At 67.1% G+C, this 16,836-nt stretch carries 10 protein-coding genes and 1 tRNA gene; 6 read left to right on the top strand and 5 right to left on the bottom strand.

The features are described from left to right. Positions 1 to 244: 244 nt before the first annotated feature. The 3 genes from aceF to BG90_RS36455 all read right to left on the bottom strand — a co-directional run bounded on the left by aceF (position 245) and on the right by BG90_RS36455 (position 5,041). Positions 245 to 1,861, bottom strand: a complete 1,617-nt coding sequence (gene aceF, locus BG90_RS13965) for a dihydrolipoyllysine-residue acetyltransferase (protein ID WP_038802695.1) — start codon at positions 1,859 to 1,861, stop codon at positions 245 to 247. A gap of 129 nt (positions 1,862 to 1,990) precedes the next feature. Then, complete coding sequence (gene aceE / locus BG90_RS13960) at positions 1,991 to 4,687, bottom strand: pyruvate dehydrogenase (acetyl-transferring), homodimeric type (protein ID WP_025989907.1); 2,697 nt, start codon at positions 4,685 to 4,687, stop codon at positions 1,991 to 1,993. A gap of 132 nt (positions 4,688 to 4,819) precedes the next feature. Then, a complete protein-coding gene (locus BG90_RS36455; protein ID WP_010105030.1) occupies positions 4,820 to 5,041 on the bottom strand; it encodes a hypothetical protein in 222 nt (73 codons plus the stop codon). Here BG90_RS36455 and fixL point away from each other — a divergent pair. From fixL to BG90_RS13940, 4 genes are all read left to right on the top strand, one after another. Further along, positions 4,961 to 7,471 (top strand): oxygen sensor histidine kinase FixL, encoded by a 2,511-nt coding sequence (gene fixL / locus BG90_RS13955; protein WP_010105032.1) that lies wholly within the window; start codon positions 4,961 to 4,963, stop codon positions 7,469 to 7,471. The genes BG90_RS36455 and fixL overlap by 81 nt on opposite strands. Then, on the top strand, positions 7,468 to 8,106 hold the full coding sequence (gene fixJ / locus BG90_RS13950; RefSeq protein ID WP_006025940.1) for an oxygen response regulator transcription factor FixJ: 639 nt from the start codon (positions 7,468 to 7,470) through the stop codon (positions 8,104 to 8,106). Before fixL ends, fixJ begins: the two co-directional genes overlap by 4 nt. Before the next feature lie 283 nt (positions 8,107 to 8,389). After that, positions 8,390 to 9,247 carry a bifunctional methylenetetrahydrofolate dehydrogenase/methenyltetrahydrofolate cyclohydrolase FolD gene (folD, locus tag BG90_RS13945; RefSeq protein WP_010116227.1) on the top strand — a complete coding sequence of 286 codons (858 nt, stop codon included), beginning with the start codon at positions 8,390 to 8,392 and terminating at the stop codon, positions 9,245 to 9,247. 581 nt (positions 9,248 to 9,828) lie between these two features. Beyond that, positions 9,829 to 11,988, top strand: a complete 2,160-nt coding sequence (locus BG90_RS13940; RefSeq protein WP_010116232.1) for a M3 family metallopeptidase — start codon at positions 9,829 to 9,831, stop codon at positions 11,986 to 11,988. A gap of 161 nt (positions 11,989 to 12,149) precedes the next feature. Here the strand turns inward: BG90_RS13940 and dinB are convergent, their stop codons facing one another. Together dinB and BG90_RS13930 are read right to left on the bottom strand one after the other, a co-directional pair. Beyond that, entirely contained in the window at positions 12,150 to 13,334 is a 1,185-nt protein-coding gene (gene dinB / locus BG90_RS13935) for a DNA polymerase IV (protein WP_010105037.1), read from the bottom strand. Between the two features lie 366 nt (positions 13,335 to 13,700). Further along, a tRNA-Met gene (locus tag BG90_RS13930) sits at positions 13,701 to 13,777 on the bottom strand. A 203-nt stretch (positions 13,778 to 13,980) separates the two neighbouring features. Between BG90_RS13930 and BG90_RS13925 the strand changes: the two genes are divergently transcribed. Together BG90_RS13925 and BG90_RS13920 are read left to right on the top strand one after the other, a co-directional pair. Continuing rightward, a complete protein-coding gene (locus BG90_RS13925; RefSeq protein ID WP_010116234.1) occupies positions 13,981 to 15,261 on the top strand; it encodes an MFS transporter in 1,281 nt (426 codons plus the stop codon). A gap of 41 nt (positions 15,262 to 15,302) precedes the next feature. Further along, a complete protein-coding gene (locus tag BG90_RS13920; RefSeq protein ID WP_010116236.1) occupies positions 15,303 to 16,688 on the top strand; it encodes a NarK family nitrate/nitrite MFS transporter in 1,386 nt (461 codons plus the stop codon). The last annotated feature ends 148 nt before the right edge of the window (positions 16,689 to 16,836 follow it).

The raw sequence follows: 16,836 nt of genomic DNA, 5'->3' as shown, positions 1-16,836 counted from the left end.
GAACTACGGCCTGACTCGAAAACGACGCCCCGGGCGGAACCACCTTTGCCGCCCGCCCAAGGACGCGCCTTTCTGTTGGTTACTTTTCTTTGGAAGACGCCCCGAAGGAAGTCCCCTTGCGGGACAAAGAAAAGCGACCCCCGCCCCGGGAGGAGCAACGCACGCAGACCGCCAAGAAAGCAAGTTCAATGGCAAGGCATGAATACCGACATAGCATTCACGCCCCGCGAGGTCCCCACGCTCATCAAAGAATCACACGCCGGAAGTCGCCGAGCAGCGACGCCAGATACGCGTTGAACCGCGCCGCTTCGGCGCCGTCGATCACCCGATGGTCGTACGACAGCGACAGCGGCAGCGTGAGGCGCGGCACGAACTGCTTGCCGTCCCACACGGGCTTCGTCGCGCTTCGCGACAGGCCGAGGATCGCCACTTCCGGCGCGTTGATGATCGGCGTGAAGTTCGTGCCGCCGATCCCGCCGAGCGACGAGATCGAGAAACAGCCGCCTTGCATCTGGTCCGGCTTCAGCTTGCCTTCGCGCGCCGCCTTCGACAGCTCGCTCATTTCCTTCGCGATGTCGACGAGGCCCTTCTTGTCCGCGTCCCGGATCACCGGCACGACGAGGCCGTTCGGCGTGTCGGCGGCGAAACCGACGTGGTAGTACTGCTTGAAGACGAGGTTGTCGCCGTCGAGGCTCGCGTTGAACGTCGGGAACTTCTTGAGCGCGGCCACGACCGCCTTGATCACGAACGCGAGCATCGTGAACTTCACGCCCGCCTTCTCGTGCTCCTTGTTCAGCTGCACGCGCAGCGCTTCCAGCTCGGTGATGTCCGCTTCGTCGTTGTTCGTGACGTGCGGGATCATCACCCAGTTGCGATGCAGGTTCGCGCCGGAGATCTTCTTGATCCGCGACAGCGGCTTCGCGTCGACCGGGCCGAACTTCGTGAAGTCGATCTTCGGCCACGGCAGCAGGTTCAGCTCGCCGCCGCCCGCCGGCGCGGCCGCGGCGGCGGGCGCCGCGCGCTGGCCCGTCATCACGCCCTTCACGAACGCGGTGACGTCTTCCTTCGTGATGCGGCCCTTCGGACCCGTGCCCTGCACGCGCGACACGTCGACGCCGAGCTCGCGCGCAATCTTGCGCACCGACGGCGACGCATGGCTCGCGCGGTACTCGCCGCTCGCGGCAGGCGCCGGCGCGGCGGCGGGCGCCGCGGCGGGCGCGGGTGCGGAAGCCGCGGCGGGCGCGGGCGCGGCCGCCTGCGGCGCGCTCGCTGCGCTGCCCGTCGATTCGAGCACGACGATGAGCGAGCCTTCCGACACCGCGTCGCCGACCTTCACCTTGATGTCCTTGACGACGCCCGCAGCCGGACTCGGCACGTCCATCGTCGCCTTGTCGGATTCGAGCGTGACGAGCGACTGCTCCTTCTCGACCGTATCGCCGACCTTCACGGCGATCTCGATGACGGGCACGTCCTTGTAGTCGCCGATATCCGGCACTTTCACCTCGACCGTGCCGCCGCCCGCCGCCGCGGGCGCAGCCGCCGCGGGGGCTGCCGCGGCCGGCGCCGGCTGCGCGGCGGGCGCCGCGACGCCGTTCGCCTGCGCGGGCTTCGCCGCCGCTTGCGCGCCGTCGAGCAGCACGATCAGCGAGCCTTCCGACACCGCGTCGCCCACCTTGACCTTCACTTCCTTGACCATGCCGCCGACGGGGCTCGGCACGTCCATCGTCGCCTTGTCGGACTCGAGCGTGACGAGCGACTGCTCGGGCTCGACCGCATCGCCCGGCTTCACGAGCACTTCGATGACGGGCACGTCCTTGTAATCGCCGATATCCGGCACCTTGACTTCGATCGCTTGACTCATCTGTTTGTGTCTCCTGTCAATCGGAGTTACCGCTTTAGCGGCCCACTCCGATCCCATGCAAGGCGGAGCCGCGCCGCCCGCCTCCGCGCTGGAGCGGAGGCGGGCGCGCAGCGTCACGCCGCGCGTGCGTTAAACCGACATCGGGTTGGGTTTGGCCGGGTCGAGGTTGTACTTCGCGATGGCGTCGGCCACGACCTTGCGGTCGATCGCGCCTTCGTCGGCGAGCGCGTTGAGCGCCGCAACCGTGACCCAATAGCGATCCACTTCGAAGAAGTGGCGCAGCGCGTTGCGCGTGTCCGAGCGGCCGAAGCCATCGGTGCCGAGCACGACGTAGCGGCGATCGACGTGGCCGCGGATCTGGTCGGCGAGCGCGCGCACGTAGTCGGTCGACGCGATCACGGGGCCCTGCGTGTCCTTCAGACACTTCTGCACGTGCGACACGCGGCGCGCCTCGGCCGGATGCAGCAGGTTCCAGCGCTCGACGTCATGGCCTTCGCGCGCGAGCTCGGTGAAGCTCGGCACGCTCCAGAGGTCGGCCGCGACGCCCCAGTCGTTCTTCAGCAGGCCGGCGGCGGCGATCACTTCGTTGAAGATCGTGCCCGCGCCGAGCAGTTGCACGCGCGGCGCCTTCTTGTCGGCGTCGGCCTTCTTGAACAGGTACATGCCCTTCACGATGTCGGCCGCCACGTGCTCGCCCTGCGGGATCGCCGGGTGCTCGTAGTTCTCGTTCATCACCGTGACGTAGTAATACACGTCCTCCTGCTCCTGCACCATCCGGCGCAGGCCGTCCTGCATGATGACGGCGAGCTCGTAGCCGAACGTCGGGTCGTAGCTCACGCAATTCGGCACCGACGCCGCCCACATCAGCGAATGGCCGTCTTCGTGCTGCAGGCCTTCGCCGTTGAGCGTCGTGCGGCCCGCGGTGCCGCCGAGCAGGAAGCCGCGCGAGCGCATGTCGCCCGCCGCCCACGCCAGATCGCCGATCCGCTGGAAGCCGAACATCGAATAGAAGATGTAGAACGGCACCATGATCTCGCCGTGCGTGGAGTACGACGTCGCCGCCGCGATCCAGTCGCACATGCCGCCCGCTTCGTTGATGCCTTCCTGCAGGATCTGGCCGGTTTCCGATTCCTTGTAGAACATCAGCTGGTCGGAATCTTCCGGCACGTACTTCTGGCCTTCCTGGTTCCAGATGCCGATCTGGCGGAACAGGCCTTCCATGCCGAACGTGCGCGACTCGTCGGGCACGATCGGCACGACGCGCTTGCCGAGCGCCTTGTCCTTCAGCAGGATGTTCAGGATCCGCACGAACGCCATCGTCGTCGAGATCTCGCGGCCCTCGCCCGTGCCCTTCAGGAGCGGCTCGAACGCCTCGAGCGGCGGCACCGGCAGCGATTCCGCCTTCTGGCGGCGCTGTGGCAGATAGCCGCCGAGCGCCTGGCGGTGCGCGCGCATGTATTCGAGTTCCTTCGAGCCTTCCTCGAACTTCAGGTACGGCACGTCGGCGATCACGTCGTCGGCGATCGGCAGGCGGAACTGGTCGCGGAACTTCTTCAGTTGCTCGACGGGCAGCTTCTTCTGCTGGTGCGTGATGTTCATCGCCTGGCCGGCTTCGCCCATCCCGTAGCCCTTGATCGTCTTCGCGAGGATCACCGTCGGCGCGCCCTTCGAGTTGCTCGCCTGGTGGAACGCCGCATAGATCTTGTGCGGATCGTGGCCGCCGCGGTTCAGGTTCCAGATGTCGTCGTCGGACCAGTCGGCGACGAGCGCCTTCAGCTCCGGCGTGTTGAAGAAGTGCTCACGGACGAATGCGCCCGATTCCGACTTGTACGTCTGGTACTCGCCGTCGACGACTTCCATCATCCGGCGCATCAGCGCGCCCGTCTTGTCGCGCGCGAAGAGCGCATCCCAGCGGCTGCCCCAGATCACCTTGATCACGTTCCAGCCCGCGCCGCGGAACTCCGACTCCAGCTCCTGGATGATCTTGCCGTTGCCGCGCACCGGGCCGTCGAGACGCTGCAGGTTGCAGTTGATCACGAACACGAGGTTGTCGAGCTTCTCGCGGCTCGCCATGCCGATCGCGCCGAGCGATTCCGGCTCGTCCGTCTCGCCGTCGCCGAGGAACGCCCAGACCTTGCGGCCTTCCGTCGTCACGATCCCGCGCGACTGCAGGTACTTCATGAAGCGCGCCTGGTAGATCGCCATGATCGGGCCGAGACCCATCGACACGGTCGGGAACTGCCAGAAATCCGGCATCAGCCACGGGTGCGGGTACGACGAGATGCCGTTGCCGCCGACTTCCTGGCGGAAGTTGTCGAGCTGCGCTTCCGTCAGGCGGCCGAGCAGGAACGCGCGCGAATACACGCCAGGCGACGAGTGGCCCTGCACGAACACGAGATCGCCGCCGTGCTCGGCGGACGGTGCGTGCCAGAAGTGGTTGTAGCCGACGTCGTACAGCGTCGCGGCCGACGCGAACGACGCGATATGGCCGCCGACGTTCGTGTCCTTGCCCGCGCGCAGCACCATCGCGATCGCGTTCCAGCGCGTGTACGAGCGGATTCGGTGCTCGATGTCCTGGTCGCCCGGAATCTTGGCCTGGGCTTCGACGGGAATCGTGTTGATGTACGGGGTGTTCGCGGAGAACGGCAGGTGCTCGCCGTGCATCCGCGCGAATTCGATCTGCTTCTCGATCAGGTAGTGCGCGCGGCCGGGACCGACGGAGGAGATCACGCCGTCGAGTGCTTCGAGCCATTCGACGGTTTCCTGCGCGTCGTCGTCGCGTTCGGCTGCGACGTACTTCATCACTTCGTTAGGTACAGCGGACATTCTCGTCTCCTGGGTGTCCTGGAATATGAAGATGGCCTTCGAGCGACGACGCATGCCGCCGGCTGCAACAAGCTCCCGCGGATTGTAAAGAGCGTCGCACGCAACGCGCAACAAAATTTTCGAATTGTGAGATCATTTCTCGCAATATGAAATATTGCTGCGCCGCATCCATCTGACCAGCGTTTGCGGCTCATCATGTATCGACAATTCCGCTTTCGGTTCAATCTTTCTTGTACGCCTTTTGTGCATGACGCGCTGAGCTACAATCCTGCCATGTTGACCGATCGGCTTTTCGCACGCTCGGCGCGACCGTCGGGCTCGCCGACGGAGTCGCAGCCGTCCCGCTGGCACCACGGACCGTGGTGGTCCAACTCTTACCTGCTGACGCCCCTCCTCTCGATCCTGGTCTTTCTCGTGGTGATGAGCCTCATCCTGTGGAGCCTCAACCGCCGCGAGCAACAGCAGCAGGAAGACACGCTGTTTCGCAACGTCGCGTGGGCGCAGCAGCAGATCCGGCTGTCGATGACGGGCGCGCAGGAGCAGTTGCAGGCGTTCGCGCGCGACGTCGCCGCGGGCCGCATCGACGAGCACGCGTTCCAGGCCACGGTCGGCGACGTGATGCAGGCGCATCCCGAGATCCTCTACCTGAACTGGTACACGACGCCCGGCGCGAAGCGCTGGCCGACGATGCAGCTGCCGGTGCTCGGCCAGCGGCTCGCGAAGCCCAACGACGCGCAGATGGACGAAGTCGTGCGCGGCGCATTCGGCGAAGCGCGCAGCACGCGCCGGCAGTCGTACTCGCCGCTCGTCTACGACGACTTCGGCAACGGCTTCCTGACGCTGCAGACGCCCGTGATCCGCGACCGCGAGTACCTGGGCTCGATCGCCGCGGTGTTCTCGGTCGAAGGGATCCTGAAGCACGACATCCCGCCCGAGCTGTCCGCGAAGTACAAGATCTCGATCACCGACGCGAACAATCGCGAGCTCGCGTCGACGTCGTCGCGCCCGCGGCTGCCGCGCGACGCGCACTACGACCTGCCGCTCGATCCGCCCGGCCAGGGCCTCACGGTGCGCGTGTACGCATACCCGCAGACGACGAACCTGACCAACAACACGCTCGTGTGGCTCGTCGCCGGCCTGTCGTGCTTCGTGCTGTGGAGCCTCTGGAGCCTGTGGAAGCACACGCGCCAGCGCTTCGAGGCGCAGCAGGCGCTGTACGCGGAAGCGTTCTTCCGCCGCGCGATGGAGAACTCGGTGCTGATCGGCATGCGCGTGCTCGACATGCACGGCCGCATCACGCACGTGAACCCGGCGTTCTGCCGGATGACGGGCTGGGACGAGAGCGACCTCGTCGGCAAGATCGCGCCGTTCCCGTACTGGCCGCGCGACGCGTACCCCGAAATGCAGCGCCAGCTCGACATGACGCTGCGCGGCAAGGCGCCTTCGTCCGGCTTCGAGCTGCGCGTGCGCCGCAAGGACGGATCGCTGTTCCATGCGCGCCTCTACGTGTCGCCGCTCATCGACAGCTCCGGCCGGCAGACGGGCTGGATGTCGTCGATGACGGACATCACCGAGCCGAAGCGCGCGCGCGAAGAACTCGCCGCCGCGCACGAGCGCTTCACGACGGTGCTCGAGAGCCTCGACGCGGCGGTGTCGGTGCTCGCCGCCGACGAAGCCGAGCTCCTGTTCGCGAACCGCTATTACCGGCATCTGTTCGGCATCCGCCCGGACGGCCATCTCGAGCTGTCGGGCGGCGGCTTCGACAGCGCGCAGGCGTCGTCGGACTCGATCGACATGGTCGACGCATACGCGGGCCTGCCCGCCGCCGCGCTCACCGAGAGCACGGCGGACGCGCAGGAGGTGTACGTCGAGAGCATCCAGAAGTGGTTCGAGGTGCGCCGCCAGTACATTCAGTGGGTCGACGGCCACCTCGCGCAGATGCAGATCGCGACCGACATCACGACGCGCAAGAAGGCGCAGGAGCTCGCGCACCAGCAGGAGGAGAAGCTGCAGTTCACGAGCCGGCTGATGACGATGGGCGAGATGGCGTCGTCGATCGCGCACGAGCTGAACCAGCCGCTCGCCGCGATCAACAACTATTGCTCCGGCACGCTCGCGCTCGTGAAGAGCGGCCGCTCGACGCCCGAGACGCTGCAGCCCGCGCTCGAGAAGACCGCGCAGCAGGCGCTGCGCGCCGGGATGATCGTCAAGCGGATCCGCGAGTTCGTGAAACGCAGCGAGCCGAAGCGGCAGCCGTCGCGCGTCGCCGATATCGTCGCCGACGCGGTCGGCCTGGCCGAAATCGAGGCGAGAAAGCGCCGGATTCGGATCGTCACCGAAATCCGCGCAAGAATGCCTATTATTTATGTCGACCCCGTGTTGATCGAGCAGGTGCTCGTGAACCTGATGAAGAACGCGGCCGAGGCGATGCAGGAAGCGCGGCCGCAGGCGGAGAACGGCGTGATTCGCGTCGTCGCCGACCTCGAATCGGGCTTCGTCGACATCCGCGTGATCGACCAGGGTCCGGGCGTCGACGAGGCGACGGCCGAACGCCTGTTCGAACCGTTCTACAGCACGAAATCGGACGGGATGGGCATGGGGCTCAATATCTGCCGCTCGATCATCGAATCGCATCGCGGGCGTCTGTGGGTGGTCAACAACGTCGAGCCGGACGGCTTCGTGTCGGGCGCGACGTTCCACTGCAGCCTGCCCATTGGGGAACCGGAGGATCTCGGTCACGGATCCGAGACATCGCCATCACAAACCGTAACGGGAGAGATATGAATAGCCCTGTCACCACCTCTCAGGAAACCGTCTTTGTCGTCGACGACGACGAGGCCGTGCGCGACTCGCTGCGCTGGCTGCTGGAGGCAAACGGCTATCGCGTGCAATGCTTCTCGAGCGCCGAGCAGTTCCTCGATGCATACCAGCCCGCGCAGCAGGCGGGACAGATCGCGTGCCTGATCCTCGACGTGCGGATGTCGGGGATGAGCGGCCTCGAGCTGCAGGAACGCCTGATCGCCGAGAATGCGGCGCTGCCGATCATCTTCGTGACGGGTCACGGCGACGTGCCGATGGCCGTGTCGACGATGAAGAAAGGCGCGATGGACTTCATCGAGAAGCCGTTCGACGAAGCCGAGCTGCGCAAGCTCGTCGAGCGCATGCTCGACAAGGCGCGCAGCGAGAGCAAGAGCGTCCAGGAGCAGCGCGCGGCGAGCGAGCGCCTGTCGAAGCTGACGGCGCGCGAGCAGCAGGTGCTCGAGCGGATCATCGCGGGCCGCCTGAACAAGCAGATCGCCGACGACCTCGGGATCAGCATCAAGACGGTCGAGGCGCACCGCGCGAACATCATGGAAAAGCTCAACGTCAACACGGTCGCCGATCTGCTGCGGCTCGCGCTGTCGAAGAAGCAGGCGTAACACGCCGCGCCGCGTCCCACTCTCCCGCCCGGCGCATGCCGGGCGAGCAGCCGCTTTTTTGCGGCGCGGCATCCCGCGCGATCCATCCGGTTCCCGCTCCCCGCCCTCCCGCTTGCGGCGCACGCCGTCCCTGTTTTTCTCCCGCATCGCACGCCGCGCATGGCGCAAATCGACCCGGTCGGTGTCGGGTGACGGCAGGCGGGCGGTATAATTCGATGCTTCGCTGCAGCGCAACCTGGCGCCGCACGCCCGCATACCCAACCTTGCCAAGCGAATTCCCACCATGACAGCCACTCTGATCGACGGCAACGCCCTTTCGAAGACCCTGCGCGCGCAAGCGGCCGAGCGCGCCGCCGCGCTCGCCGCGCGCGGCCGCCGGCCGGGTCTCGCGGTGATCCTCGTGGGCGAGAACCCGGCGAGCGAAGTCTACGTGCGCAACAAGATCAAGGCGTGCGAAGACAACGGCTTCTTCTCGCTGAAGGACCGCTATCCCGCGACGCTCTCCGAGCCCGAGCTCCTCGCGCGCATCGACGAGCTGAACCGCGATCCGAAGATCCACGGCATCCTCGTGCAGTTGCCGCTGCCCGCGCACATCGACAGCCACAAGGTGATCGAGGCGATCGCGCCCGAGAAGGACGTCGACGGCTTCCACGTCGCGAACGCCGGCGCGCTGATGACGGGCAAGCCGCTCTTCCGCCCGTGCACGCCGTACGGCGTGATGAAGATGTTCGAAGCGCACGAGATCCCGCTGCAAGGCGCGAACGCGGTCGTGATCGGCCGCTCGAACATCGTCGGCAAGCCGATGGCGCTCCTGCTCCTCGAAGCGGGCGCGACCGTCACGATCTGCCACAGCAAGACGCGCGACCTCGCCGCGCATACGCGTCAAGCGGACGTCGTCGTCGCGGCGGTCGGCAAGCGCAACGTGCTGACGGCCGACATGGTGAAGCCGGGCGCGACGGTGATCGACGTCGGGATGAACCGCAACGACGAAGGCAAGCTGTGCGGCGACGTCGACTTCGCGGGCGTCTCGGAAGTCGCGAGCCACATCACGCCGGTGCCGGGCGGCGTCGGCCCGATGACGATCACGATGCTGCTCATCAACACGATCGAAGCCGCCGAGCGCGCCGCCGCGGCGGCCTGACGGCGGTCGACGCCGGCTCGGCGCCGGTCGGATGGATCGGCGCCGGCCCGACGGCCCGGTGCGGCGGCGGCCGCGGCGCCCGTCGTCGGTCAACGACGGGCGGCGCCGATCGATATCCCGCCGGCGTCGTCCGATGCGCCGCGGCACGTCGATACCCTCGATGCCGCCGGATGCGCCACGGCACCTTCGCCTTTTTTCATGCAGCAAACCGCAACGGCGCCGCAGACCGCCCCGGGACGGCTGTACACCCCGTCACTCGCAATACTCGCAATACTCGCGTCATTCGCGTCATTCGCGTTACTTGCGTCACTCGCCGCCCGCACGCGGCTTGCGCGAAGCAGACGGCCCGGAGCACGCCGACGCCGGCGCCCGACCGGCCGTCGAACGCCTTGCCCGGCTTCCGCCATCGCATGCGCCCGGCCGCCCGCCGCCGCACTCCGTTCCCGCCCCAATCGCCGCGTTAGAAACTATCGATTGGAAAGCGCGCCATGCGCCCCAATAATGTCGACATGACTCGACGGCCGGCGCGATGCGCTGCCCGTCTTCCGCCCAACCCGAATCCGAAACCGCCAGGGAGCACTATGTCCGTCAGCGAAAACGCCAACCCGCTTCTCGATTTCTCCGACCTGCCCCGCTTCGGCGAAATTCGCCCCGAGCACGTGACGCCCGCGCTCGACACGCTGCTCGCGAACGCGAACGATGCCGTCGAGCGCGCCGCGCAGCCCGATACGCCGGCAACCTGGGCCGACATCGTCGAGGCCATCGAGCATGCGACCGAGCCGCTCGGCCGCGCATGGGGCGTCGTCGGCCATCTGAACGCGGTCGCCGACACGCCCGAGCTGCGCGCCGTCTACGGCGAGAACCTGCCGCGCGTGACCGAGTTCTGGTCGAGCGTCGGCCAGAATCTCGCGCTCTACGAAAAGTACAAGGCGATCGCCGCGAGCGCCGAATATCCGACGCTGTCCGCCGAGCGCAAGAAGATCCTCGACAACGCGCTGCGCGACTTCCGCCTGTCGGGCGCCGAGCTGCCCGAGGACCAGAAGCCGCGCTTCGCCGAACTGCAGGAACAGCAGGCGGCGCTGTCGAAATCGTTCTCCGATCACGTGCTCGATGCGACGAACGGCTACGCGTATTTCGCGCAGAGCGAGGACGAGCTGGCCGGCCTGCCCGCCGATGCGATCGCAGCCGCGCGCGAAGCCGCACAGAAGGAAGACAAGGCCGGCTGGAAGTTCACGCTGCACTTCCCGTCGTATTTCCCGGTACTGCAATACGCGGAGAACCGCGCGATGCGCGAGGCGATGTACCGCGCGTACGTGACGCGCGCGTCCGAGCTCGGCCCGCAGTACGGCGACGGCAAGGCCGACTGGGACAACACGACGATCGTCGCCGACCAGCTGGCGCTGCGGCGCGAAGAAGCGCGGATGCTCGGCTATCACGACTTCGCCGAGGTGTCGCTCGCGCCGAAGATGGCGGAATCGCCGCGGCAGGTGATCGCGTTCCTCGAGGATCTCGCGAAGCGCGCGCGCCCGTTCGCGGAAAAGGACTGGGACGAGCTGCGCGCGTTCGCGTCGGGCGAGCTCGGTCTCGCGGCGCTCGAGCCGTGGGACGTCGCATACGCGGCCGAGAAGCTGCGCGAGCGGCGCTACGCGTTCTCCGAGAACGAGGTGAAGCAGTACTTCCCCGAGCCCGCGGTGCTGAAGGGTCTCTTCACCGTCGCCGAGGCGCTGTTCGGCGTGCGGATCGCGCGCGACGAAGCGCCCGTCTGGCACGAGGACGTGCGCTTCTTCCGCGTCGAGAATCGTGACGGGTCGCTCGTCGCGCAGTTCTATCTCGACCTGTACGCGCGCGAAGGCAAGCGCGGCGGCGCGTGGATGGACGACGCGCGCTCGCGCGCGAAGCGCGGCGACGGCAGCGTGCAGACGCCCGTCGCGTATCTGACCTGCAATTTCTCCGCGCCGATCGGCGGCAAGCCCGCGTGCTTCACGCACGACGAAGTGATCACGCTGTTCCACGAGTTCGGTCACGGGCTGCATCACATGCTGACGCGCGTCGACGAGATCGGCGTGTCGGGCATCAACGGCGTCGAATGGGACGCGGTCGAGCTGCCGTCGCAGTTCATGGAGAACTTCTGCTGGGAATGGGACGTGCTGAAGACGATGTCGTCGCACACGGACACCGGCGAGCCGCTGCCGCGCGCGCTCTTCGACAAGATGCTCGCCGCGAAGAACTTCCAGAGCGGGCTCGGCACGCTGCGCCAGATCGTGTTCTCGATGTTCGACATGCTGCTGCACGTCGACTTCGATCCGGCAGGCGATCCTGCGGCAGGCGCTCCCGCGGCAGGCGACGCGACGACGGACGCCCCTGCGGCCGGCAAGACGAGCGTCAACGACTTCGCGCGCGCGATCAACGAGCGCTTCCACGTGATCCCGCAGGCGCCGTTCTCGCGCTGGCCGAACACGTTCAGCCACATCTTCGCCGGCGGCTATGCGGCCGGCTACTACAGCTACAAGTGGGCGGAAGTGCTGTCCGCCGACGCCTATGCGGCATTCGAGGAAGCCGCCGGCTCCGCGGGCAGCGTGCTCGATTCGGCGACGGGCGCGCGCTACCGGCGCGAGATCCTCGAAGTCGGCGGCAGCCGTCCGGCGATGGACTCGTTCAAGGCGTTCCGCGGCCGCGAGCCGAACATCGACGCGCTGCTGCGTCATAGCGGGATGGCCGACGCCGCGCCGGCGCGGGCGTAACGCTCCCGGCGCGGCACGCGCGAGCTCGACCGGCCGCACGTGCCGCTGACTGCGGCGTCCCATCGAGCCGCCATCCGTCGAAACGAACGGCAACCCGCATCGGCGGGTTGCCGTTTTTCTGTCGCTCGCTCTTGTTCATGCGGCGAGCGCGCATCGAGCGATCACGCGCCGGGCGACGTGTCGTTTTCGCCGTCGTCGTCGCGGCCGTTATCGCCATTGTCATTATCTTCGTCGAAGAGCGCGATCTGCCCGTGCCGCTCGGCCGTGTCCTCGTCGATTCGCACGCCGACGCCCAACAGCCGCACCGGCTGCTTGCGGCGCACGAGCCCTTTCGCGAGCAGCGCGACCGCCGTCTCGGCATCGGTCGCGTCGGCGACGCATTCGACCGTCGTGCGCTGAAAATCCGCGAAGCGGATCTTCACGTACAGCTTCCTGATCGAGCGCACCGCCCCTGCCCGCTCGATCCGCGCGTCGAGCAGCGCCGTCAATCGCCGGATCTCGGCCGCGCACTGGTCGAGCGTGTCGAGATCCTGGACATAGGTCGTCTCGACGCTCACCGACTTGCGCTCCTGGTCGGCGCGCACCGGCCGCTCGTCGATGCCGTGCGCAAGCTCGTAGAGCCGCCGGCCGAATGCGCCGAACTCGTGATGCAGATCGAACAGCGACCAGCCGCGCAGCTCGTCGCAGGTGCGGATGCCGAGCCTGTCGAGCCGCGCGGCCGTCACCTTGCCGACGCCGTGCAGCTTGCGCACGGGCAGCGCGGCGACGAACGCGTCGACTTCATGCGGCCGCACGACGAAGAGACCGTCGGGCTTGTTCCAGTCGGACGCGATCTTCGCGATGAACTTGTTCGGCGCGACGCCCGCCGACACCGTGACGCCCACCGTATCGTGCACGCGCTCGCGGATCTCGCGCGCGATCAGCGTGCCGCTGCCCTGACAGCGCGTCGCGCGGCTCACGTCGAGATACGCCTCGTCGAGCGACAGCGGCTCGACATCGGGCGTGTAGTCGCGATAGATCGCCATGATGAGCCGCGACGCCGCGCGATACCTGTCCATCGCGGGCGGCAGGATCAGGAGCTCGGGACACTTGCGCATCGCGAGCGCCGACGACATCGCCGAATGCACGCCATAGCGGCGCGCCTCGTAGTTGCAGGTCGCGATCACGCCGCGCTGGTCGGGCCGCCCGCCGACCGCGAGCGGGCGGCCGCGCAGCGACGGATCGTCGCGCATCTCGACCGACGCGTAGAAGCAGTCGCAATCGCAATGGATGATCTTGCGCGCGAACGGAGCCGCGTCGCCCGAAGGCGGCGGAGGCGTGTCGGAGGAAGGCGTCGGCTTGTCCAAGGTGCCGATACTGTACAAAAACACAGTGCGCGTTTCAACTGCGCGATGCGCCATTGCGCGCCGCGCATGCGCCGGGGCGCAGACCGCGCCGCTTTGAATACGATGTGCGCGATGCTTCGGGCACGCAACGGCGACGTGACGGCGCGCGAGCACCCGGTGCAGAGAAAGTCGGGGGCCGGCCGATGCGAGCGCATCGCTCGCCCGGCAGCGAGAGCCCGACGAGATGTGACGGACCGGACCGCCCATTCGAAATCGAAAGATGCGAGTTGCGGAACCGGCCGCTGAAAAGCAAAAACCCGGCTCGAAGCCGGGTTTTTGCTTTGACGACTCGCGCATCGGTCATTTGCGCGTGGACATCGCCGAATTTGGTTGCGGGGGTAGGATTTGAACCTACGACCTTCGGGTTATGAGCCCGACGAGCTGCCAGACTGCTCCACCCCGCGTCAGAGAAATAAAAGTATATGGCTTTTAAGCAGACGCGTCAAATCTTATTTCAAACAATCGTCACACATGCCGCCGCGCCCCCGCCGATCGAACTAGTCCGGTCGACGCTGCGACACCGGCGCGCCCGTTCTCCCGGCGAATAGGCAAGCGCATCGCCCGTCCCTACTCTTGAGACGCTCCTCCTCGTCTCGAGAGAACCATCATGGCTGCAACCTCCGCTCCTCCCGCATCGCTCGACAAGCGCGCGATGCCCGTGCTCGCATCGAGCACGATCGCGTTCACGCTGTGCTTCGCTGTCTGGATGATGTTCGCGATCCTCGGCATTCCGCTCAAGAAGACACTCGGCCTGAACGACACCGAATTCGGCCTCGTCGCCGCGATGCCGGTGCTCACCGGATCGCTGATCCGCGTGCCGCTCGGTATCTGGACCGACCGCTACGGCGGCCGCATCGTGTTCTTCATCCTGATGCTCGTCACCGTCGTGCCGATCTGGCTGATCTCGTATGCGACGCAGCTCTGGCAATTCCTCGTGCTCGGCCTCTTCGTCGGGCTCGCGGGCGGCTCGTTCTCGGTCGGCACGCCGTACGTCGCGCGCTGGTTCCCGAAGGCGCGCCAGGGCCTCGCGATGGGCGTGTTCGGCGCCGGCAACTCGGGCGCCGCCGTCAACAAGTTCGTCGCGCCCGCGCTCATCGCGGCGGCGGGCACGTGGACCATCGTGCCGCGCGTCTATTCGATCGCGATGCTCGCGATGGCGCTCCTCTTCTGGGTGTTCTCCGCGACCGATCCCGCGCACCGCTCGATCAACGCGGCGTCGCTGCGCGCGCAGCTGCGCGTGCTGAGGAATCCGCGCGTGTGGCGCTACTCGCAGTACTACTCGGTCGTGTTCGGCGGCTACGTCGGGCTGTCGCTGTGGCTCACGCAGTACTACGTCGGCGAATACGGCTTCGGCATCCAGTCGGCCGCGTTCCTCGCCGCGTGCTTCTCGCTGCCGGGCGGCGTGCTGCGCGCGATCGGCGGCTGGCTGTCCGACCGCTACGGCGCCTACCGCACCACGTGGTGGGTGATGTGGGTCTGCTGGGTCACGTTCTTCATCCTCAGCTACCCGCCGACCGACTTCACGATCCGCTCCGCGCACGGCCCGCTCGGCTTCCATCTCGGCCACACGCCCGTCGCGTTCACCGTGCTGCTGTTCGCGGTCGGCATCGCGATGGCGATCGGCAAGGCATCGGTCTTCAAGTTCATCGCCGACGAGTTCCCGGACGACATCGGCGCGGTGTCGGGCGTCGTCGGCCTCGCGGGCGGCCTCGCCGGCTTCGCGCTGCCGATCCTGTTCGGCGCGCTCGTCGACCTGACGGGCGTGCGCTCGACCTGCTTCATGCTGCTCTACGGCGCCGTCAGCGTGAGCCTCGTCTGGATGTACTTCAGCTTCCGCGCCGAGCGTGCGGCGCACGACCAGCGCGTGCTCGCCGCCCGCTCCGCGTGAGCGCCTTCTTCGTCACCTTCGTTCATTCAACGGATTCGATCATGTCCACTTCTCTACTCGTGCGCTGGGATCCCGAAAACCCGGCCTTCTGGCAAGCCAAGGGGCGCCCCGTCGCGTGGCGCAATCTCGCGATCTCGATTCCCGCGTTGATGCTCGCGTTCATCGTCTGGTCGCTGTGGAGCGTCGTCGTCGTCAATCTCGATCGCGCGGGCTTTCACTTCGGCAAGAACCAGCTGTTCTGGCTCACCGCGCTGCCCGCGCTCTCGGGCGCGACGCTGCGCATCTTCTACTCGTTTCTCGTGCCGATCTTCGGCGGCCGCCGCTTCACCGCGATCTCGACCGCGACCCTCCTGATCCCCGCGCTCGGGATGGGCTTCGCGCTGCGCGATCCGGGCACGGGCTATCCGACGCTCCTCATCCTCGCGCTCCTGTGCGGCTTCGGCGGCGCGAACTTCAGCTCGTCGATGGCGAACATCAGCTTCTTCTTCCCGAAGGCGAAAAAAGGGCTCGCGACCGGGCTCAACGCGGGGATCGGCAACCTCGGCGTGTCGGTCGTGCAGTTCGTCACGCCGCTCGTGATTTCGGCCGGCATCTTCGGCGCGCTCGCGGGCGATCCGCAAACCACCGTCGCGCACGGCGCGACGACGAACCTGTGGCTGCAGAACGCGGGCTTCGTGTGGGTGCCGTTCATCGTCGTCGCGACGTTCGCCGCATGGTTCGGGATGAACGACATCGCCGACGCGAAGGCGTCGTTCGCCGAGCAGGCGGTGATCTTCCGCCGGCTGCACAACTGGCTGATGTGCTGGCTGTACGTCGGCACCTTCGGCTCGTTCATCGGCTTCTCCGCCGGCTTCGCGCTCCTCACGAAGGCGCTCTTCCCGAACGTGAACCCGACCGCATACGCGTTCATCGGCCCGCTCGCGGGCGCGCTGATGCGGCCCGTCGGCGGCTGGGTGTCCGACCGGATCGGCGGCGCGCGCGTCACGTTCTGGACGTTCGCCGCGATGATCGCGGCGGTGGCGGGCGTCATCGCGTTCCTGCCGGCGGGCGGCGACGCGGGCAACTTCGCGGGCTTCCTCGCGATGTTCATCGTGCTGTTCGCGCTGACGGGCATCGGCAACGGCTCGACGTTCCGGATGATCCCGGTGATCTTCCTGACCGAGCGGCAGCGCGCCGCGCAGGGCCAGGACGAAGCCGCGCAGAAGCAGGCGCTCCTCGACGCCGGCAAGGAATCGGCCGCGGTGCTCGGCTTCTCGGGCGCGATCGGCGCATACGGCGGCTTCTTCATTCCGAAGAGCTTCGGCACGTCGCTCGACATGACGGGCTCGGCCGTGCCCGCGCTCGCGTGCTTCATCGTGTTCTACGTGTCGTGCGTCGCGATCACGTGGTGGTTCTACGCGCGCCGCAACGCGTCGATGCCGTGCTGAAGGCGCGCTGACGCCGGCCGTTTCCGGATGCGGTCGCGCGAATGCGGCGGCGTGTCGCAGCGCGACCGCATCCGGCCCGCATTTCACGAGGGCGCATCGCGCCCTCTAGTTCTTTCGAACTAGTTCTTCTCCCTCCTCTTTCCCGCTC

The sequence above is a fragment of the Burkholderia oklahomensis C6786 genome (assembly GCF_000959365.1).
GTDB lineage: Bacteria > Pseudomonadota > Gammaproteobacteria > Burkholderiales > Burkholderiaceae > Burkholderia > Burkholderia oklahomensis.
The sequence above is the reverse complement of the archived record's forward strand: the minus strand, read 5'-3'. Positions and strand labels throughout refer to the sequence as shown.

Excerpts from the sequence above, each read along its gene's own strand:
- aceF (WP_038802695.1), bottom strand. The coding sequence starts at position 1,861 with ATGAGTCAAGCGATCGAAGTCAAGGTGCCGGATATCGGCGATTACAAG.
- BG90_RS13920 (WP_010116236.1), top strand. The coding sequence starts at position 15,303 with ATGTCCACTTCTCTACTCGTGCGCTGGGATCCCGAAAACCCGGCCTTC.
- BG90_RS13940 (WP_010116232.1), top strand. The coding sequence starts at position 9,829 with ATGTCCGTCAGCGAAAACGCCAACCCGCTTCTCGATTTCTCCGACCTG.
- folD (WP_010116227.1), top strand. The coding sequence starts at position 8,390 with ATGACAGCCACTCTGATCGACGGCAACGCCCTTTCGAAGACCCTGCGC.
- fixL (WP_010105032.1), top strand. The coding sequence starts at position 4,961 with ATGTTGACCGATCGGCTTTTCGCACGCTCGGCGCGACCGTCGGGCTCG.
- BG90_RS13925 (WP_010116234.1), top strand. The coding sequence starts at position 13,981 with ATGGCTGCAACCTCCGCTCCTCCCGCATCGCTCGACAAGCGCGCGATG.
- fixJ (WP_006025940.1), top strand. The coding sequence starts at position 7,468 with ATGAATAGCCCTGTCACCACCTCTCAGGAAACCGTCTTTGTCGTCGAC.
- aceE (WP_025989907.1), bottom strand. The coding sequence starts at position 4,687 with ATGTCCGCTGTACCTAACGAAGTGATGAAGTACGTCGCAGCCGAACGC.